At 35.2% G+C, this 18,200-nt stretch carries 14 protein-coding genes; 11 read left to right on the forward strand and 3 right to left on the reverse strand.

Annotation, left to right across the window (positions count from 1 at the left end; all coding sequences use genetic code 11):
* Positions 1 to 19 precede the first annotated feature (19 nt).
* Positions 20 to 781 carry an energy transducer TonB gene (locus CG11_RS22365; protein ID WP_052599085.1) on the forward strand — a complete coding sequence of 254 codons (762 nt, stop codon included), beginning with the start codon at positions 20 to 22 and terminating at the stop codon, positions 779 to 781.
* Here the strand turns inward: CG11_RS22365 and CG11_RS22370 are convergent.
* The gene (locus tag CG11_RS22370) at positions 774 to 1,859 is read right to left on the reverse strand and encodes a hypothetical protein (protein ID WP_052599086.1); all 1,086 of its coding nucleotides are present in this window, start codon (positions 1,857 to 1,859) and stop codon (positions 774 to 776) included. The two genes, CG11_RS22365 and CG11_RS22370, sit on opposite strands and share 8 nt — an antisense overlap.
* Positions 1,860 to 2,218: 359 nt before the next feature.
* On the opposite strand from CG11_RS22370, the gene CG11_RS22375 reads away from it, so the two are divergent.
* The 6 genes from CG11_RS22375 to CG11_RS22400 all read left to right on the forward strand — a co-directional run bounded on the left by CG11_RS22375 (position 2,219) and on the right by CG11_RS22400 (position 10,138).
* Positions 2,219 to 3,466, forward strand: coding sequence for a Glu/Leu/Phe/Val dehydrogenase dimerization domain-containing protein (locus tag CG11_RS22375; RefSeq protein WP_052599087.1), 1,248 nt, complete (start codon positions 2,219 to 2,221; stop codon positions 3,464 to 3,466).
* 426 nt (positions 3,467 to 3,892) lie between these two features.
* Positions 3,893 to 5,731, forward strand: coding sequence for an OmpA family protein (locus tag CG11_RS22380; protein ID WP_052599088.1), 1,839 nt, complete (start codon positions 3,893 to 3,895; stop codon positions 5,729 to 5,731).
* 135 nt (positions 5,732 to 5,866) lie between these two features.
* The gene (locus CG11_RS22385; protein ID WP_052599089.1) at positions 5,867 to 6,274 is read left to right on the forward strand and encodes a hypothetical protein; all 408 of its coding nucleotides are present in this window, start codon (positions 5,867 to 5,869) and stop codon (positions 6,272 to 6,274) included.
* 17 nt (positions 6,275 to 6,291) lie between these two features.
* On the forward strand, positions 6,292 to 7,389 hold the full coding sequence (locus tag CG11_RS22390; protein ID WP_052599090.1) for a Nif3-like dinuclear metal center hexameric protein: 1,098 nt from the start codon (positions 6,292 to 6,294) through the stop codon (positions 7,387 to 7,389).
* A 4-nt stretch (positions 7,390 to 7,393) separates the two neighbouring features.
* Positions 7,394 to 8,185: a zinc ribbon domain-containing protein gene (locus CG11_RS22395; RefSeq protein ID WP_052599091.1), complete on the forward strand. Its 792-nt coding sequence runs from the start codon at positions 7,394 to 7,396 to the stop codon at positions 8,183 to 8,185.
* Positions 8,186 to 8,605: 420 nt separating this feature from the next.
* Positions 8,606 to 10,138 carry a tol-pal system YbgF family protein gene (locus CG11_RS22400; protein WP_052599092.1) on the forward strand — a complete coding sequence of 511 codons (1,533 nt, stop codon included), beginning with the start codon at positions 8,606 to 8,608 and terminating at the stop codon, positions 10,136 to 10,138.
* Positions 10,139 to 10,218: 80 nt separating this feature from the next.
* Here CG11_RS22400 and CG11_RS22405 read toward each other — a convergent pair whose 3' ends face one another.
* Complete coding sequence (locus CG11_RS22405; protein ID WP_052599093.1) at positions 10,219 to 11,010, reverse strand: uroporphyrinogen-III synthase; 792 nt, start codon at positions 11,008 to 11,010, stop codon at positions 10,219 to 10,221.
* A 16-nt stretch (positions 11,011 to 11,026) separates the two neighbouring features.
* Positions 11,027 to 12,112, reverse strand: a complete 1,086-nt coding sequence (locus CG11_RS22410) for a DUF4271 domain-containing protein (RefSeq protein WP_197043914.1) — start codon at positions 12,110 to 12,112, stop codon at positions 11,027 to 11,029.
* Between the two features lie 603 nt (positions 12,113 to 12,715).
* On the opposite strand from CG11_RS22410, the gene CG11_RS22415 reads away from it, so the two are divergent.
* The 4 genes from CG11_RS22415 (at position 12,716) to CG11_RS22430 (ending at position 17,947) form a co-directional block, all read left to right on the forward strand.
* Positions 12,716 to 14,065: a lipopolysaccharide assembly protein LapB gene (locus tag CG11_RS22415; protein WP_052599095.1), complete on the forward strand. Its 1,350-nt coding sequence runs from the start codon at positions 12,716 to 12,718 to the stop codon at positions 14,063 to 14,065.
* Between the two features lie 15 nt (positions 14,066 to 14,080).
* Positions 14,081 to 15,190 (forward strand): acyloxyacyl hydrolase, encoded by a 1,110-nt coding sequence (locus CG11_RS22420; protein ID WP_052599096.1) that lies wholly within the window; start codon positions 14,081 to 14,083, stop codon positions 15,188 to 15,190.
* Between the two features lie 275 nt (positions 15,191 to 15,465).
* Positions 15,466 to 15,783 (forward strand): hypothetical protein, encoded by a 318-nt coding sequence (locus CG11_RS22425; protein ID WP_156039864.1) that lies wholly within the window; start codon positions 15,466 to 15,468, stop codon positions 15,781 to 15,783.
* A 322-nt stretch (positions 15,784 to 16,105) separates the two neighbouring features.
* Positions 16,106 to 17,947 (forward strand): T9SS type A sorting domain-containing protein, encoded by a 1,842-nt coding sequence (locus CG11_RS22430; RefSeq protein ID WP_052599098.1) that lies wholly within the window; start codon positions 16,106 to 16,108, stop codon positions 17,945 to 17,947.
* The last annotated feature ends 253 nt before the right edge of the window (positions 17,948 to 18,200 follow it).

The following is an 18,200-nucleotide window of genomic DNA, read 5'->3' on the forward strand; positions in this document are numbered from 1 at the left end:
TGGATAAGAATAGAAAAATATGAACAACTATATACTCACTTGTTTTTTACTCTTTTTGGGGCTGTCTATGGTTGCTCAACCTCAGGATTCTTCTATCTTGACAGCTGTTGATATACCACCTTTGTTTGATGGTTGTGACGATCCCTTGATTAGTGAAGAACAAAGACAAGCTTGTTCTGTGCCAAAAATTCAAGCTTTTATTAACGAAAATATAGTTTACCCTGATAGTGCTCGTGCTCGTAATATAGAAGGTGTTGTTGTTGTTCGTTTTTCTGTGACGAAAGAAGGCAAGATAACAGATTTGGAGTTGGTTCGAAATATAGGAGCTGGATGTGGGCAAGAAGCGATGCGAGTTATTCGAATGATGCCTGATTTTAGACCAGCTCTTAGAAATGGAGAGCCAGTTGCTACTAAGATGACCTTGCCAATTCGATTTAAAAGAGCAGATGAGGCTGTTTCTAGCAATAAAAATTTGTATCAAATTCATTGGGGAACAATCTACCAAGATAAAGTAACCAAAGAGGCTTTAAAGGCGCTTTTAAAACGTTATTTTTTAGTAAGAGATTATTATGGAAACACCTATGATGTCCGCTTCTTAACCTTGAAAATTGATGCTAAAGGGAAAGAAATCGTGTTAGAAACAAGGGGCAACACCCTAAACAGAGAAATGCTTCGCGCTTTGAAAAAAATGCGAGCGGGTCAGGTAGTAGCTATTCATGCAATGATTCAAAAAGAGTATCAAGACATAGAAGTTGTTCGAACTTTGGAAATCGTTAAGTAAGGCGGTTAATAGCATTTAAAATTCGATCAGGCAAATCACCCTCACAAGCAATTTGATAATCTCTATACGAACAAGCTAGCAGTTGATGTTTGCTGTACAACGCTCGAGGAATTTCAAACCACCAACGATCACTTTTGAGGCTCTTATAAAATGAAATAGGAGTACCCAATGTTTTGTTATCTACCACATATGCTCGTAACTCTTTTTTGTCAATAGGGAATTCTTGATTTCTGGCAAAGAAACCTTCTACAACAAACCAAATTAACTGAGCAATCATATTGGCTGTTTGTCCTTGATCTGTCGCTTGATGATCAAAACTATGTAGGCATAAGGAGGAAACTTGGTCACTCATGGCGATGTAGTGCATGATTTTGCAAGCTTCTGCTGCTAGTAAGCCATTGGGGTTTTTATAGACTTGAGCAGGGGCATCCGCAGCTCGAATACTTGCGATGCTAAACGCCGCTAAATCTATATTTCTTACCATTGGTTCTATTTCTTCTAATCGAGGTTGTATTTTTCCAAGTCGATGGACTTCAAAATATTTATCTTCTAATGCTGAAATAGCTTTTGGGTCAACTAAATAGGATTGACTACCAATGCAGTTTAAGTGAAACAGTAGTTGAGGATGGTACTGTATTAATTGATTAATGAGCAAAGATGTTGAACTTAACGAATAGGGAATTTTACTATCAAACAAGGCTAAGTTGAGTCCTTCTGCTTGTTGTTCGTAGGCTTTGAGTTGAGGGAGAATAGCTTGATTACTCGCACTAATGATAATAGGAAAGACATTGTGTTGCAACAGCAAATCAACTAACTCAATTAAAGGGACTGTATTTTGATGAACAACCCCTAGATCAAGCACTGTATTGGGTTTAAAATTGGCACTTAACTGATAAAGCCCTTTTCTGATCTCTTGATAATAATCCGAATTTCCCCAACTGAAGATGGCAATATCTATTGATTTTAAATCAATACGCTCTCCTTGGTATTGTACGATAGATTGCCCGTATTGAAATGGCTCAAACGTCGTTGGCTCTAAGAAAGTAGACGAATTATTTTGGACAAGATTCTGAATCATTATTGAAATATTATAAATTATTATTCCTTGTACAAGGAAGTTTTTGTTAAAAAACAACAAAGAGCGACTCTTTGGTGTATTGCTTGGATACAATTTTTTTAGGAATCGTATTGGGCTGATAATCAGGAGGATGGGTTTTGAATTGGTGCAATTCATAAAAGGCTGATAATCAGATAAATAGTACTTTTTAAACAATTAAATACAAGATGCTTTTTTTATTTTTTTTAGCCAGAAAAATAAAAAATTAGTGGACTATTATTGTAATAATACAAGATAATATCAATTAGCAAAAAGATTTTGAGTATAAAGGTAGTTTTTAATCCAATTATCCTATATTTGCACGCAAAAAATAAGATAAAATGGAACTACTACAAAAATACAAAGAACAAGAACCTGAAATTGTTTTTGAATGGACTGATCAAGAGACTGGTGCAAAAGGCTGGGTGGTTATTAATTCTCTAAGAGGAGGTGCTGCTGGTGGCGGTACTCGAATGAGAAAAGGTTTGAATAGGGAAGAGGTAATTTCTCTGGCAAAAGTGATGGAAGTGAAGTTTTCTGTTTGTGGTCCTAATATTGGCGGTGCAAAATCTGGTATCAATTTTGATCCTAATGATCCCCGCAAGGATGGGGTCTTAAAACGTTGGTACAAGGCAGTCATTCCGCTATTAAAAAATTATTACGGAACAGGTGGAGACTTGAACGTAGATGAACTGAAAGATGTTATTCCGATCACTCAAGATTTGGGCTTATGGCATCCTCAACAAGGAATTGTGCATGGTCATTTTAAATCTAACGAAGGAGAACGAATTGAAATTCTAGGCCAATTGCGTCAAGGAGTTAGTAAAATTGTGGAAGATCCTAGGTTTACTCCCTCTGTAAGTGCGAAATTAGCGGTTGCTGATTTGATTACAGGATATGGTGTTGCTGAATCTGTTGTTCATTATTACGACTTGTATCACAACACCAATCTGACTGGTAAAAAAATAATTATTCAAGGTTGGGGAAATGTTGCAGCAGCAGCAGCTTACTATTTGGCAGAAGATGGGGCTAAAATTGTAGGGATTATTGATATTGCGGGTGGAATTATACGTCCTGAAGGGCTTTCTTTTGAAGAAGTTACCTATCTGTACTTAAACAAAAAAGGAAATAAATTAGTAGCACCTGATCTATTGTCGTTTGAGGAAGCTAATGAAAAAATATGGGATTTGGAAGCAGATGTTTTCATTCCTGGTGCCGCGTCAAAATTAGTAACAAGAGAACAAATGGATGCCTTAATTGTTAATGGTTTACAAGTTGTTTCTTGTGGTGCTAATGTTCCTTTTGTTGACGACCAAGTATTTTTTGGTCCTACGGCTAAAAATACTGATGAGCGTATTAGTGTTATTCCTGATTTTATTGCAAATTGTGGTATGGCAAGAGTATTTGCTTATTTGATGCAATCACATGCTTTGTTGACAGACGAAAGCATTTTCTCAGATGTTTCTCAGGTAATTAGACAGGCATTAGAGAATACTCGTGCTGTAAATTCTAACAACGTTTTGATTTCAACAACGGCATTAACTATAGCCTTGGAAAAACTTTTAGGCGAAGAATCTGTTATACAGTAGATGAAAAGTATGAGAGCTGATAAGATAACACACTTTTTAGTTTTTTAGTCGGATCAATTATCAGGCGTATAAGCTGATGATGTATCTAAAGAAAAAGTTTTTAAATTAGACGTGTTTTATTTTTTTATACATAATTGCTCGATTTCTTGAAAAAGAAAGAGCTATTCGTTATGTTTGATTAGCAAGTCTTTGATTGAGAATGTTTTGTGTGTATGTTTAAGAACCTTGTAAAGCCTTGAAACATTTTTACACTTTTTTCATTAAACCAATATAATTAATGACTTATAACTAGTTAGTACACAGATTTATTGTTTTAGAAGAAAAAAAAATGTAAATTTGTCGCTTCTTGACTTAAGATTCATATACAAAATATTCGATTTAAAAGAGGTCTAAGTCCAGTTCAATCCAAAAAGAGAAAAAATAATTATGAAAAAAATTAACCAATTAGGGGGTATTTTTGCAGGAGCGTTATTGCTACTATCCATGAATACTTCTCAAGCACAAGTTTCTGTTCGTCCGACAGATGACAATTTTATTACCAAGAAAGATCAAGCACAGCATGCTGAATGGAAAGAGGGGAAAAGCCAATTTCCAGGTCGCCCAAGAGATTGGTGGCAACTCGGTATTGGTGGAGGTAGTTTCTTAGTAAGTGGTGATGTTAAACCATCATTTGGCTGGGGAGCTTCTGTTCATGTAAGAAAATCAATTGGCTACGTATTCTCACTAAAAGCAGAATACATGTTTGGTCAAGCTAATGGTTTTAATTACGCACCTTCTTACTACAAAGCATTTCCTAATGTAGCTCCATTTACGATTACATCGTCTGATGGAAATGTAGTAACTCCTGGTGATTATACAACAAGCGATGCTTTTTATGCCAACTATAGAATTGAGCAACATCACGCTCTTTCTTTGCAAATGGTGTTTAACTTGAACAACATCAAGTTTCACAAAAAAAGCAACAAATGGAGTTTGAATTTAATTCTTGGTTTGGGAGCTAACTTGTACCATACTAAAATTGATGCATTGGATGCTAGTGGTCAAACATATGCTGCTCAAATGACAGCTTTGGCTAACAAATCTGGTGGAGGAGCTTCTGGACAACAATACGACATTACAAAAGTTGCTGATCGTGACGCTGTATTGCAAGAGTTGAAAGGTTTCCTAGATGGAAAATATGAGACATTGGCACAACAAAATGCAAACAACTTGATTACAATTGGTGAAGATGAAAATCGTATGGTTTTAAACCCATTCATCAATGTAGGTTTGTCTTTTGAATACTTAATTACGCCTCGTATTTCTATCGGATTGGAGCACCAATCATTCTTGTCTGACGATGACTTCTTTGATGGAAAAAGCCGCAAAGAAAATGGAGCTCGTACTGCGAGTATTGATATCCCTCATTATACAAGCATTCGCTTAGGATTTAATATTGGGAAAAAAGACAAAGCTATTCAACCACTATGGTTTGTAAATCCTTTGATTTACCCTATGCAAGATGTTGCTGACTTGAAAGAAAAGTTAGACGACGATTGGTTCCGTGATACAGATAATGACGGTGTGCCAGATGCTTTGGATGAAGAAAAAGATACACCACCTGATACAGAAGTAGATAGCAAAGGTCGTTCTTTGGATTCTGATGGTGATGGTGTTGTAAATAGCCAAGATAAAGAGCCTTATTCTCCACCTGGATATCCTACAGACAAAGATGGTGTTGCTCAGGTGCCAAAACCAATTACAGAAGAAGATGTTAAAATTATTCCTGGAGATCCAGAAACTGGTAAACATCCAACATTGGTTATTGGTGATGAAGTATACGATCCACTAGGAGCTTCTGGCGGAACGGGTACTTTGAAAGATTGGTACTTGCCAATGGTTCACTTTGACTTGGATAAATACTACTTGCGTCCAGAAGCATATGAGCAATTACAACATGTTGCTAGTGTAATGAAAGGTTACCCTAAATTAAAAGTTGTTGTTCATGGTCACACAGATGTACGTTCAACTAAAGAGTACAACGATATGTTGTCTTACAACCGTACAATGACTTGTATTGATCACTTAGTGAATAAATATGGCATTGATCGTAGTCGTTTCATCATCAAGTACAATGGTGAGTCTAATAACTTGATTGAAAATGCAAACAAAGAAAAAGAACACTTTATGAATCGTCGTGTAGAATTCTACATTGCGGAAGATAATGCACAAGAGCAAAGCAAACCTGCTGGCGATGGTGGTGCTAACAGAAAGTGGAAATACTAAAATAGTGCCTTGTATGTTCAATACTTTTTAGAGTGTTGAGGGTATAAGTTAAAAATAAACAAAGGGTAACAGTTTGGCTGTTACCCTCTTTTTCGTTTAAGAACAGGTTCTAAATGGTGTTCAAAAATAAGTATTATGCCACCTCTTAAAATTCGATATCGGACTTGGTTTTTGGCATTGAATGTTGCTATGGCATTTTTGTTAATCTTATTGGCTTGGTATACGCAAAGTACTTATCGAATAATCTTGGGAGCCATTTGGATACTAATTAGCCTAAATAATATGTACACGAATGCTGTTTTGGAATTGACAGATCAACAGTTGATTCTTCGAAATGGGCTAGGGATAGTCTCCCAAAACTACGATTATAAGGGTAAAAATATTGTCGTTAGAGAAAAGGCTATTTACTTGGATGAAAAGCGGATTTATAAGCATTTGTTTACCTTTTCGCCCTTAGATTTTGAGCGGGTTCGGGCTTATTTGGATTCAAGAAATCCAGAACTAAATTTAGGTAGACATTTGATAGAAAATGATCTGTCTTAAAAAGGAATGATTAGAGAATGAAAATTAAAAATGTAGTTGAGTATTTAGAATCTATTGCTCCAAAATCTTTGCAAGAGAGCTACGATAATGCGGGCTTAATTGTGGGAGATAAAGAAGTCGAGGTAACAGGTATTTTAATTGCTTTAGATACTATTGAGGCTGTTTTGGATGAGGCAATGGAGAAAGGTTGTAATTTGGTAGTTGCTCACCACCCCATTGTTTTTGGAGGTTTAAAATCGTTTACAGGCAAAAATTATGTGGAACGGGTTGTCTTAAAAGCAATTAAAAACGACATTGCTATTTATGCTGCGCATACTAATTTGGATAATGTTTATCGAAATGGAGTAAACGGTAAAATTGCAGAAAAAATAGGACTTACACAAACCAAAATTTTAAGCCCTAAAAAAGGATTACTAAAAAAATTATCGGTTTTTGTCCCGATAGAAGCTACTGAGGCTGTTAAAAATGCTCTATTTGAAGCAGGAGCAGGTAGCATAGGCAATTATTCGGAATGCAGCTTTAGAACGGAAGGAGTCGGTTCTTTTAAAGGAGATGAGGCTAGTAATCCTACCGTTGGAGAAGTAGGAGCACAGCATGAAGAAAAAGAAAACAAACTAGAAGTTGTTTTTCCTGCCTATCTACAAGGGCAAATTGTTAGAAATCTTTTTAGAGTACATCCTTATGAGGAGGTGGCTTATGATATCTATACCTTGGATAATGTCCACCAAGAAATTGGTTCAGGATTAGTTGGAGAACTAAAAGAACCTATGGAAACAATAGCGTTTCTAAAAATGCTTAAGAAAAATATGAAGGCGGATGGAATTCGTTATACAGCATTGTGCAAAAAAGAAATTAAACGTGTTGCTCTTTGTGGTGGTGCAGGAAGTTTCTTGTTGAAAAATGCGCTCGCCGCCCAAGCTGATATATTTATTACTGGGGATTACAAGTATCACCAGTTTTTTGATGCCGAAAATCGCATAATTATAGCAGATATTGGGCATTATGAGAGTGAACAGTTTACAATTGAGCTGTTTTATGAATTATTAACGCAAAAATTTCGTAATTTTGCAATCCGTTGTACTGAAATAAATACAAATCCAATAAATTATCTATAATATTATGGCAAAGAAAAATGCTAATTCTAATCTACCAATAGAAGAAAAGTTGCAAAACTTATATGAGTTGCAAATGGTCAACACTCAGTTGAACAACATTAAAAAGTTGCAAGGAGAACTTCCTTTAGAAGTGAGTGCATTAGAAACAGAGATCGTTACTTTAGATAAAAAAATTGCTAAGTTAGAAGAAGAACATAAAGAGTTGCAATTAAGCGTTGTACAATACGAAAATAAAATTAAAGAGGCAGAAGCTTTAATTGAAAAGTACAATAAGCAACAAAACAATGTTAAGAATAACCGTGAATTCGAAGCCTTAACTCGTGAAATCGAGCTTCAAAAATTGGATATTCAATTGGCCAACAAACGCATTAGAGAAACTCAACAAAAATTGAGCAATAAAGATACTACTCTAGATGCGTCTAAAGCTAGACAAGAAGAGAAGCGTGCCGATATGAAGTTGAAGCAGGAGGAATTAGAAAAAATTACTGCTAAAACAGAAAAAGATGAGCAAAAATACTTGAGAAAAGAAAAACGTGCTCGCAAAAAAATTGATGAGGATTTATTGGCTGTATACGATCGATTAACAAATACTTATAAAAATGGTCTCGCTGTAGTCATTGTAGAACGTGATGCTTGTGGCGGATGTTTTAGCCAAGTCCCTCCTCAAACTCAACTAGAGCTTGGACAACGCAAACGCATTATCCATTGTGAACACTGTGCTAGAATCTTGGTTGCTTCTAATATCGAAACTTCTTTGGAGGAGTTAGAACAAGAAAAATTAGAAGTAGAACAGTAGTTTGAATTGAAATTAGAACAATTTTTAGATATAAATTGCTGATAAAAGCCTCAAGGAACTGTATTTCTTGAGGTTTTTTAAATTTTAAGTGATTGTATTTTTGTTTAGATAAATGGGCAAAAAACGAAGCTGTAGTTATAGGGCTTTCTGTGCAAGATTTTTTTGATAATGACCTAATATCTGCTTATGAGATGTAACAAACTAGACCATCAAAGCATAAAATAAAGAACCAAACTCTAGATTGAATTATTTTATCCCATATTTTTTCTGTCTAATACGATTTACTGCGTGAATGCTTTGCTTGTAGTTGGCTGTGTTGTTCTACTGTCTGGTTTCAACGAAGTAATGTTATGACAAACATTTATTGAATATTTCATAGATTGACAAACAGTCTGTTTTTAATCACAAAACCTTTTTGTAATGAAATTTTTTTATAGCCTTTTCTTTTTACTATTTATTTCTATTGCTTCTGGGCAAGCTCAAACGTCTCCTAGTGAATTGAACAATGCTGGTTTTTTTAAATGGAATGATGATCTAAAGGATATGTTTCATGATGTAATGACACTAAAGTTTCAAGCTGCAATTCCTCGTATTATTCAAGAAAAAAAGAACAATACATTTAATTTAATTCCTCATTATTTGGAGGATTATATTGATTTTTTTTACGCCTTTATAGATGGAAGACCCAAAGATATTTATGGTAAATATCTAAAACGTAAAGAAGAGCGCTTGGAATGGTTAGAACAAGGGGCAGAAGGAGATCCTTATACGTTGTTTACTCAAGCTGATATTCATCTACGTTGGGGAATGATTTATGCATTGTTTCAAGACAACATGGAGGCATTTAAAAGCATAAAAAAAGCTGCTGTTTTATTAGAACGAAATGATAAAAAGTTTCCAAAATTTTTGCCTAATAAACGAGCCTTAGGCATTTTGCATACGATGGTTGGAGCTATTCCTGGGAAATATCAATGGGGGGCTTCTCTAGCAGGTTTAAGAGGCAATATAGCACAAGGGTTAGGAGAGCTAGAGGAGGTTATTAGCCACGGCAAGCGCCATCAAGAATTTGAATTTAATGAAGAAGTTCAAGTGATTTATGGAATGCTTTTGTTGTATATGGGAAACAACGACATGAAAGCGTGGGGAGCAATTAATACAGAAATCTTAGACTTTACCAAAAATCCGATGGCTGCTTATATTCTGGCAAATAGAAGCATGAAAATCGGTAAAAGTAAACAAGCTATCTTAATTTTAGACAAATATCCTAAAGGAGATGAATACTATGATTTTCCATATATGGATATTATGAATGGCTTATGCAAACTTTATAGATTGGACTTGGATTCGGAAGAAGATTTTAATAATTTTTTATCTAGATATAGAGGTGTTAATGGTATTAAAGAGGCTTATCATCGATTGGCTTGGATTAGCCTACTAAGAAAAGATGAGTCCAAATATCGTTATTATATGTCTTTGGTAGAAAAAAAAGGAGAATACAATACTTCGCAAGATCGGACAGCGATGAATGAAATGGAGGAAGCAAAATTGAGAATTGTGCCAAATCTTGACTTGCTCAAAGCTCGCCTATTGTATGATGGCGGTTATTATGATAAAGCATACAATGCGTTGAAGGGATGTGATTCGAAAAGTTTGAAAACAGAACAGGAAAAAATCGAATATACTTATCGAATGGGGAGAATTTTCCAAAAAATGAAGAAGAATGATGATGCGTTAAAGTATTATGGCCAAACCATTGATAAAGGAACTAAAAAGCCATATTACTATGCTTGTAATGCCGCTCTTCAAGCAGGTATAATACATGAGTCAAGGGATGAAATAGAAATGGCAAAGGATTTTTATGAGAAATGTCTGAAGGAAAAGCCTGATCAATATCAAGCTAGTTTGCACAGCCAAGCAAAACAACGCCTAAGTGTACTTAAAAAGAAGAAATAACGGTTGGATTATTAAGAATAATAAAAAAAGTGTTAGGGCATATAGCTACTAACACTTTTTTGTTCCAGTGGTTCTATATATTATTTTCCAGAAGGCCTTGCTTCTAGTGTTTCTCGAATGTATTTTTCAATAGCCATGGTCATTGAAGGTGTTTCGGGCGCAGGAACTTTGATGTCTAGAATTAGACCTCTGTCCAAAACTGCTTGAGCCGTACTGTTTCCAAAAGCAGCGATTCTAGTTTTATTTTGTTTAAAATCAGGAAAGTTATCGTATAGAGACTTTAAACTCAAAGGGCTAAAGAAAACAAGAATGTCATAGAATACGTCTTCTAAGTCCGAAATATCACTACTAGCAGCCAAATACATCATAGACTCTTTAAAATCAAACTCGTTGTCTTCTAAGAAGGTAGCGAAGTTGCGTCCTCCAAAATTAGAGCATGGCAGCAAGAATTTTTCTTTCTTTTTGTGCTTTAATAATGAGGGCTTTAAATCATCTAATACACGCTTGCCAAAGAATACTTTGCGCTTGCGGTAAACGATGTGTTTTTGCAGGTATAGTGCAACGGCTTCTGACTTACAAAAGTATTTTAGGTCTGCGGGTACCTTGTAACGCATTTCATCACAAAGTCTGAAGAAATGGTCTACGGCACTTTTACTAGTAAGTATAATCGCAGTAAATTCTTCTAAAGCAATTTTTTGTTTTCTAAATTCTTTTGCTGTAACAGGAATGACTTCTGTAAATGGACGATAATCGATTTTTAAACCAAATTTCTCTACCAATTTGTCATATGGAGCTCTGTTGTTTTTGGTTGTTAATTGTGTAACCAAAATGCTCTCCACTTTCTCTAATCTATCTTTCGAATCTGCTGACATCTAATGTTTATTATCGTTATAAAATAGACAATAACTTCAATAAGATTACTATCGGGGCTATTTCAACGGCACAAAGGTACACAAAAAAATGGAATTTATGAAATAAAATTATACTTCCAGCAATAGCTAAGCCCTTTAATGTACGATAAATATAAATTAAACTGAGTAAAATAAAACTAAAATAGAGCGCCATAATTTGCGCGGTAGTTGGTGTATATGCAATTAAAAAAAGCAAAGGAACTATGATAAAACCAAGTGCTTTGTTGGTGTTGGAGACAATAAAGCTATAGGACTCAATTTCTTGCCGAAAAGGTAAAATGTAAGATAAGACTTTGAGTTGTATGTGTTTAAGAAAATAAATTGCCCCAAGCCCCAAAATAAACAAACAAAGTGCTCCAAAAGTGTTGAATTGGAACTCTTTTAATAGAATTTGGGGAATTAAAAAACAAAATGTCCCCATCCCTAAGACAAAAAGAATGTAACTAGAAAATCGTGCTATCGTCAAAAGGTTTCCTTGATCTCTTTGGTTGTTTTGAATGTTTGTGCTTAGAAAGGTTTGAAAAATACTAGTAACTTCTTTGGAGTAGATCGCTACAATAATAGCCATCAAAGAGAGTAACCCTAATAATATAAAAATTAACCACTTGGCAATGCCCTGATCATTGTTATTACCATTTAAGGCAAATAATTCTGAAAAATCAAGTTGACGACCTTTTTTGTCTTTGGCTTTACTTTTTTGTTTGGACTTATAATTACCCACAGGCAATGCAAAAGGATTGTCTGATTCTTCTATATCAAAAAGGTTGTTGTTGTAATATTTTCTACTCAAAACATCTTTTTTTATCTTAAAAGAAGCAGGAAAATAAGACACGGTTTGAGTTTTAGCAATATCCCAAGATGGTTTTTCTGTAGTCCCTTTTTTCTTTCGAGTAGGTATCACTTTGGAGGGAGGGAGAGGATTTACCTTTTTGGGGGCTTGTATTGTTGCTTTTGGGCTATCTGGTTTTGGAGGGGTAGGAGCTTGTTGAGCTTGTACCATCGTAGTACTCCCCAAAAACAAAATGATTAGAGCAAACAATGTTAATAAGTTAAGTTTTTCCAAGAGAATGTTGTACTTCCGTGTGTTTGAGAAGTGTGATTGCAAAGCTAATATGTTGATAAAAGAGCACTTAGTACACTGTAACATAGATTTTAATAATATTTTAAGCGAGTCTTTGGGCAAGTGTTTTCCTTCTGTGCTCGCTTTAATAGTCAAGGTAAATTTAAAATCCAATAATAAGTCACTAAAAAAGTACTGAGTTAAGGGGTTGTTTGATAAAGGATAGGTTGATTATCAATCAAGCCAATTGGCACGGATTATAGCTGAATGCAATGTATGGCTTTAGATTTGGTAGTTACACCGTTCTAATATTCTCAAACAAACTCTACTTAGCTTTGGTATTGCTGATTAAAAAACAACATACTGGCAACTTCTACCATCTAACCCAAACTACTTAGCGAACTAGTTTAAACAAAAGTACTAAATTCAAAACTCTCGAAAGAAGAAAATAATTATATTCTTTGCTTTGAGGTGGCACTGTTTTTTTTGAGGGTTTAGAATTTATAGAAAATGTCATTATTTAAGTTAAATTTGTAAACTCGTCCTTTTATACAAGAGAATCAAATAAAGAAAGGGAGAGCAACAATAGAATTTAATTATACGAAAATGGACATACACGAGACTTTAATTCACACCTTATTAAATGCCGATGCTGCAACTATTTTGAGTACTTTAAAAGAACTCGATTCTGCAACAGCAAGAGAGGCAAAAGATGCACTAGTCTTATTGTGGCAAATACACCCTGACGAAGAAATAAAAGATAAAACCTTAGAATATCTTTCTACTTTGTTAGAGGAAGCCGAGAAGCATCAAATAGAAAAAACATTTAGTATCTTTAGTTCTATTATGGAATATTTGCCTTGGATGGGAGATTACACAGATTTGCAAGCAGAAAATTTTGCAGCATTTGAGAAAGGCAAGACCTATTACGAGCCAATCTTAGTAGCGTCGTCTATTTTGGTGGAATACTATCTTGACTTGGGGCGAAAGTTGTATATGATGTTTGATTTGGTAGAGGAAGCACAAGTTTGTTTTGAAGGTATTGTTCGGTATGCTCCTCAAAATGATGAGGCACTATATGCTTTGGGGCGTTTGGCTGAACGTAGCAAAGATATGGAAGCTGCTCTAAATTTTTATAATGACTGTACCGCAAGTAATCCGAGCCATATTTATGGTTTGTTACAAATGGGCATATTAAAGGCAACTACCTTTAAAGATTATGAAGGGGCAATTGATTGTTATAACAAGGTGATTGAATTGGAGCCATTTATGGCAGAAACACATGTGCGGATAGCAGAAGCACATTATGCTCTAAAGGATATTAAACGAGCACGTCAGTTTATTGATATTGCCTTGGGAATTAATGAGTATCAAGAAGAGGCGCTTAATTTATTGGGGCAAATTCAATGGCATGATGATGAGAATATTGGTGCAGCAATCGAAACTTTTGAAAAAGGATTGGATCATCCCGTTCACGGAGATAGCGGTTTGTTATTGGCAAGTTTAGGAGATTTGCACAATACACACTTGGGAGAATATGATAAAGCAAGGATATATTATGAAAAGTCTTTAAAAGCAGCTCCTCACAATGGAGATACGTTGCGAAAACTTGTGACGATTCTAGAAAATATTTACCAAGATTATGGAGCTATTTCTATGTGTTATGAAGCTTATTTGGTGGCAGAAAAAGCAGATGCTAGTCTGTATGTCGATTATGCTAATTTTTTGATTAAATATATGCATGACTACGCTTTTGCTAAAATTCAACTGGATCAAGCGTTGGAAATGGAAGCTAACAATGAAATGGCTTTAAAACTCTTGCGCCAGATTGAAGGATACTTAGAGGATGATTTTGATGATGAAGATGATAATATTGACTTTGATGACGATGATTTTGACGACGATGATGATGACGATGACGATTTTGTAGGAGGCGGAGCAGCAGGAGATAATTAGAAAGAAAAACACCCAATGACAAAAATATTTTTAATACTAATCATTCAGTTTTTTGGGGTCACTGCTATCGTAGCACAGCAATATGCTTTGGAATTGAATTATCAATTTGGAACGAATGTTCCTATCCATCCTCGATACCCTAAAATTCAAGCACATTCACATACAGGAGAATTAACGCTATTACAACACACCCAAGCCAAGAAAATTTGGTCGATTTTGTACGGTCAACCTACTGTTGCTTATTCTATCGCATACCAAACCCTAGGAAATGCGGATATTTTAGGGAATGCTTTTTATGCTGTGCCTAGTCTTGATTTTAAGGTTTTTGAATGGAAGCGCTTGGATATGAGGGCTAGAATTGGTTGGGGCGCAGGAATCATTACAAAGACTTACGATAGTTTTTATAACAAAGATAATATAGTCATAGGTTCGACTTTAAACGCTTGTGTGATATTAAGAGCACTGTTTCGATATCGAATTTCAAATACGTTTCATTTGCAATTAGGGGGAGGAGTGACCCATTATTCAAACGGTGGTTTTACAAATCCTAACTTGGGGATCAATATACCCTTTGCTCAAGTAGGGATACAATATAGTTTTCAAAAACCTACTGTTCCAGACAGTTTGTCAACTCAATTGATCGCAGGATTGCCTGCTTTGAATCAAAGTTTTCGTCCTTTTATTCAAATAGGACTCGGATTGACCGAGATGGCAACTTCAAGAGGTCCCAAGTATCCTGTTTATAATGTTTCTATTGGTGTCTCTCGTTTGATGGCTCGTATTAGCAAACTGAGCTTATCTGTAGAGTATTTGTATAATACAGCACCATATGCTTTTGACAGGCAGAGTGGCAGTGTTGTGCTCAAGCATTTGAATTATGCTCGATTCTCGATAATAGCAACTCACGAATTGCTTTTTGGACATTGGGGATTAGTGACAAGTTTAGGGGTATATATGAATGAACATAAATACAGAAGAAGCGTTTTAGTAAGTAAAGTAGGCTTTAATTTTTACCTACAAAACTACTTCAAAAACTTCAAAAATCAATTGTGGTTGGGCTGCCATGTGCGAGCTTATGCAGGAGAGGCGGAGTTGGTAGAAGTTACTTTAGGTTATAATTGGTAAGATTTATTCAATTTGGCAAGAATTTAACTATTCGTTGGCAGGAAAATAACCTTTTAGTTAAGAAAAATAAATACCTTTGTGCCACAATATGAAAATATTGTGTTTATTTGCATGAGTAAGCAAAGGTGTATTTAAAAATATAACATAGAAATGATTACACAGATAAAATATTCTTTTTTATAACCATATGCATAATTGTTGCTTCAACAATTTCCTGTTCGGATCGAGCAATGATCAGCACTTCTCTAGTTGATACGATTTCAGCAAAAGAAATTATGGAAAACTCTGTTAATAGAGCAGCACCCAAAACAACCACAAATGATACAGTGGCAGAAAATGCAACTTCTATTTCTGTTATCTATACAGGAGATTTGGATGCGATGATGTTGGATGAAACAAGTACGATTTACAAAGCCGTCAATGCGTATCATCTCAACTTACAAGATCCTTTTGAAATTGACGAAAACATGAAAGGTATTGTGCTTACTTCTTATGGAAAAATGGAAAATCCTGTTCGTATTGCAAAACAAATATCTATAGGTGAAAATATACTGATGGTAGAGGTTAAAAACCTACCTGAAGCAGATGTATAAGGCTTCCATGTAGTATCATTGTCATTTCTAGTTATTGTTGATACGATTATTTTATAAATATCATGCAGCTAACACTTTCTAATTATTGATCAAATAAGAAGGAACAAGAATCGTATTGGCTTCATTTTTGCTCTAACGTGCCCCACAACGTTAAAGAAGAATCCCTTCTCTTCTACTTTTTTTACAAAAAATAATTCTTTAATATAAAATCTATTTTAATAAAAGATAGGCGCGTCCCCCAAATTAAATTGTAAAATACCGTCGTATAAGTTGAGCAAAGTTTTTTGGAATTTTGACGCGTTGCCCTAGCGTTAATTGTAATATGAAATACACAATCTTTATCTCCCTGTTAATTTATGCACATTTTGGTTTCACTCAAACAGGTCCTGGTGGTGTCGGGAATTCTTCCAATAATGGCTTATGGTTAAAAGCGGATGCTATTTCTATAGGAAATGGAGCAGCTGTTTCAACTTGGCTAGATGCTTCTGGAAATGGCAACCATGCCAACCAAATTACAACTTCTGCAAATCCTTTATACCAATCTACAAGTGCCTTAAATAATATGCCTGTAGTTAGATTTGATGGGCTTGATGATGAAATGGCTGTTGCAGATGCAGATATATTGGATAATTCATCAGGAATAACATTTTATGTGGTTTTAAGACCAAATAATTTAGATGGCTCGGCTAGAGGAATTTTGGGGAAACGCGTTTCCTACACGGTTTCTTCTAATTATGCTTATACGTATTTCTTTTATGGTAGCAACCGATTGAATTTGGATGTAGAGACTCAAAACAATCGATTTGATGCAGGAACAACTTTCTCCAATGCAACGAATTACATTTTAGGTTGGGATTTTGATGGAACCAAAGCAGGTGCGACAAGGAGCCGAATAAGAAATGGTAGTGAAATTATTAGAACGGCTACAGAAACATCTTCTTCTATTCAGAACAGCAATCAACCGATGGCAATAGGTGCTCTAAATGTAGGTTATGGAACTTATTTAGGTGCAGATTATGCTGAGATAATTCAATACAATTATTATCATAATGAGATAGAAAATATCTTAGTTAACAACTATTTGTCTGCCAAATATAACATTCCATTAGCTACGAATGATCTTTACGATGAAGATGATGCCTTAAATGGAAATTATGATTTTGATGTGGCAGGAATAGGACAAACGACTGGAGGGATTAATCATACAGAGGCACAAGGTGCGGGAATTGTACGAATATTAAATCCTAGCAATTTAGATAATAATGAATTTTTGATTTGGGGGCACAACAACCGAACGCAAGAGGCTGTCAATAGTAGCGATATACCTCCAACTGTACAGGCTAGATTTGATCGTGAATGGCGTGTTAGTGAGGTAAGTACCAATGGCACTGCTGTTGATGTTGGGGCAATAGATCTTCAGTTTGATTTGACTAGCCTTGGTCCGATCACTACTTCGGATTTAAGACTGTTGATTGATACAGACAATGATGGTACTTTTGCCGATGAAACACCAATTGCAGGAGCAACAGCTTTAGGGGCTGGTATTTATGAATTTGCAGGGGTAACAGCTATTGCGAATAATTTGAGATTTACAATTGGAACAACCAACAGAACGAGAACTGTTTTACCAATTGAACTATTAAGTTTTGAAGCTCAACCTCTTGAAAATAGTTATGTAGAGTTGAACTGGCAAACCGCACAAGAAATCAACAACGATTACTTTACTGTTGAACGTTCTAAAGATGGGCATCAATGGGAAAAAGTAGTTGATGTCCAAGGAAGGGGAAAGGCTTCTATGACAACCAATTACTCTACTAAAGATTATTCTCCATACAAAGAAACTTCTTACTATCGTTTGAAGCAAACAGATTTTGATGAAAAAGCGTCGTATTCATCGGTTGTAGCGATCCGTATAGATGAGGTAGCAATGGTTAATATTTATCCCAATCCAACACAAGGTCTTGTTACAGTTACAGGAGAGGGAAGTGTACTCAACGATATTACAATTTTTAATGCAGCGGGGCAGGATGTTACTCAATTGGTAGCAATTCAAAAACAAGGCGAACGAAGAATTGAAATAGACATAACTAATCTAAGCGATGGTTTGTATTTTATAAAAACAGCCACAACAGTAGACAAAATTTATAAAAATAGCACCTTCTAATGGATGCTAACTATATTGAGTATACTGTTTGTCATATCAATAGTTTGTTGAAACTACACAGTGGCAGTATGGTGAACTAATTTGATGTATTTCGTTTTATGAGAGCTGTGTAGTTGATTGTTTAATGGACAGTATCTTGATATATTTAGGTTTGCTTTCTAGCAAAGTCATCGTTGAAGCAAACTAGATTGTGACAAGGAATTGTTCAGTTATTAAATTAAGGTATTTTTAACTTATATCACAGGATACTTTT

The organism is Aureispira sp. CCB-QB1, assembly GCF_000724545.1.
GTDB lineage: Bacteria > Bacteroidota > Bacteroidia > Chitinophagales > Saprospiraceae > Aureispira.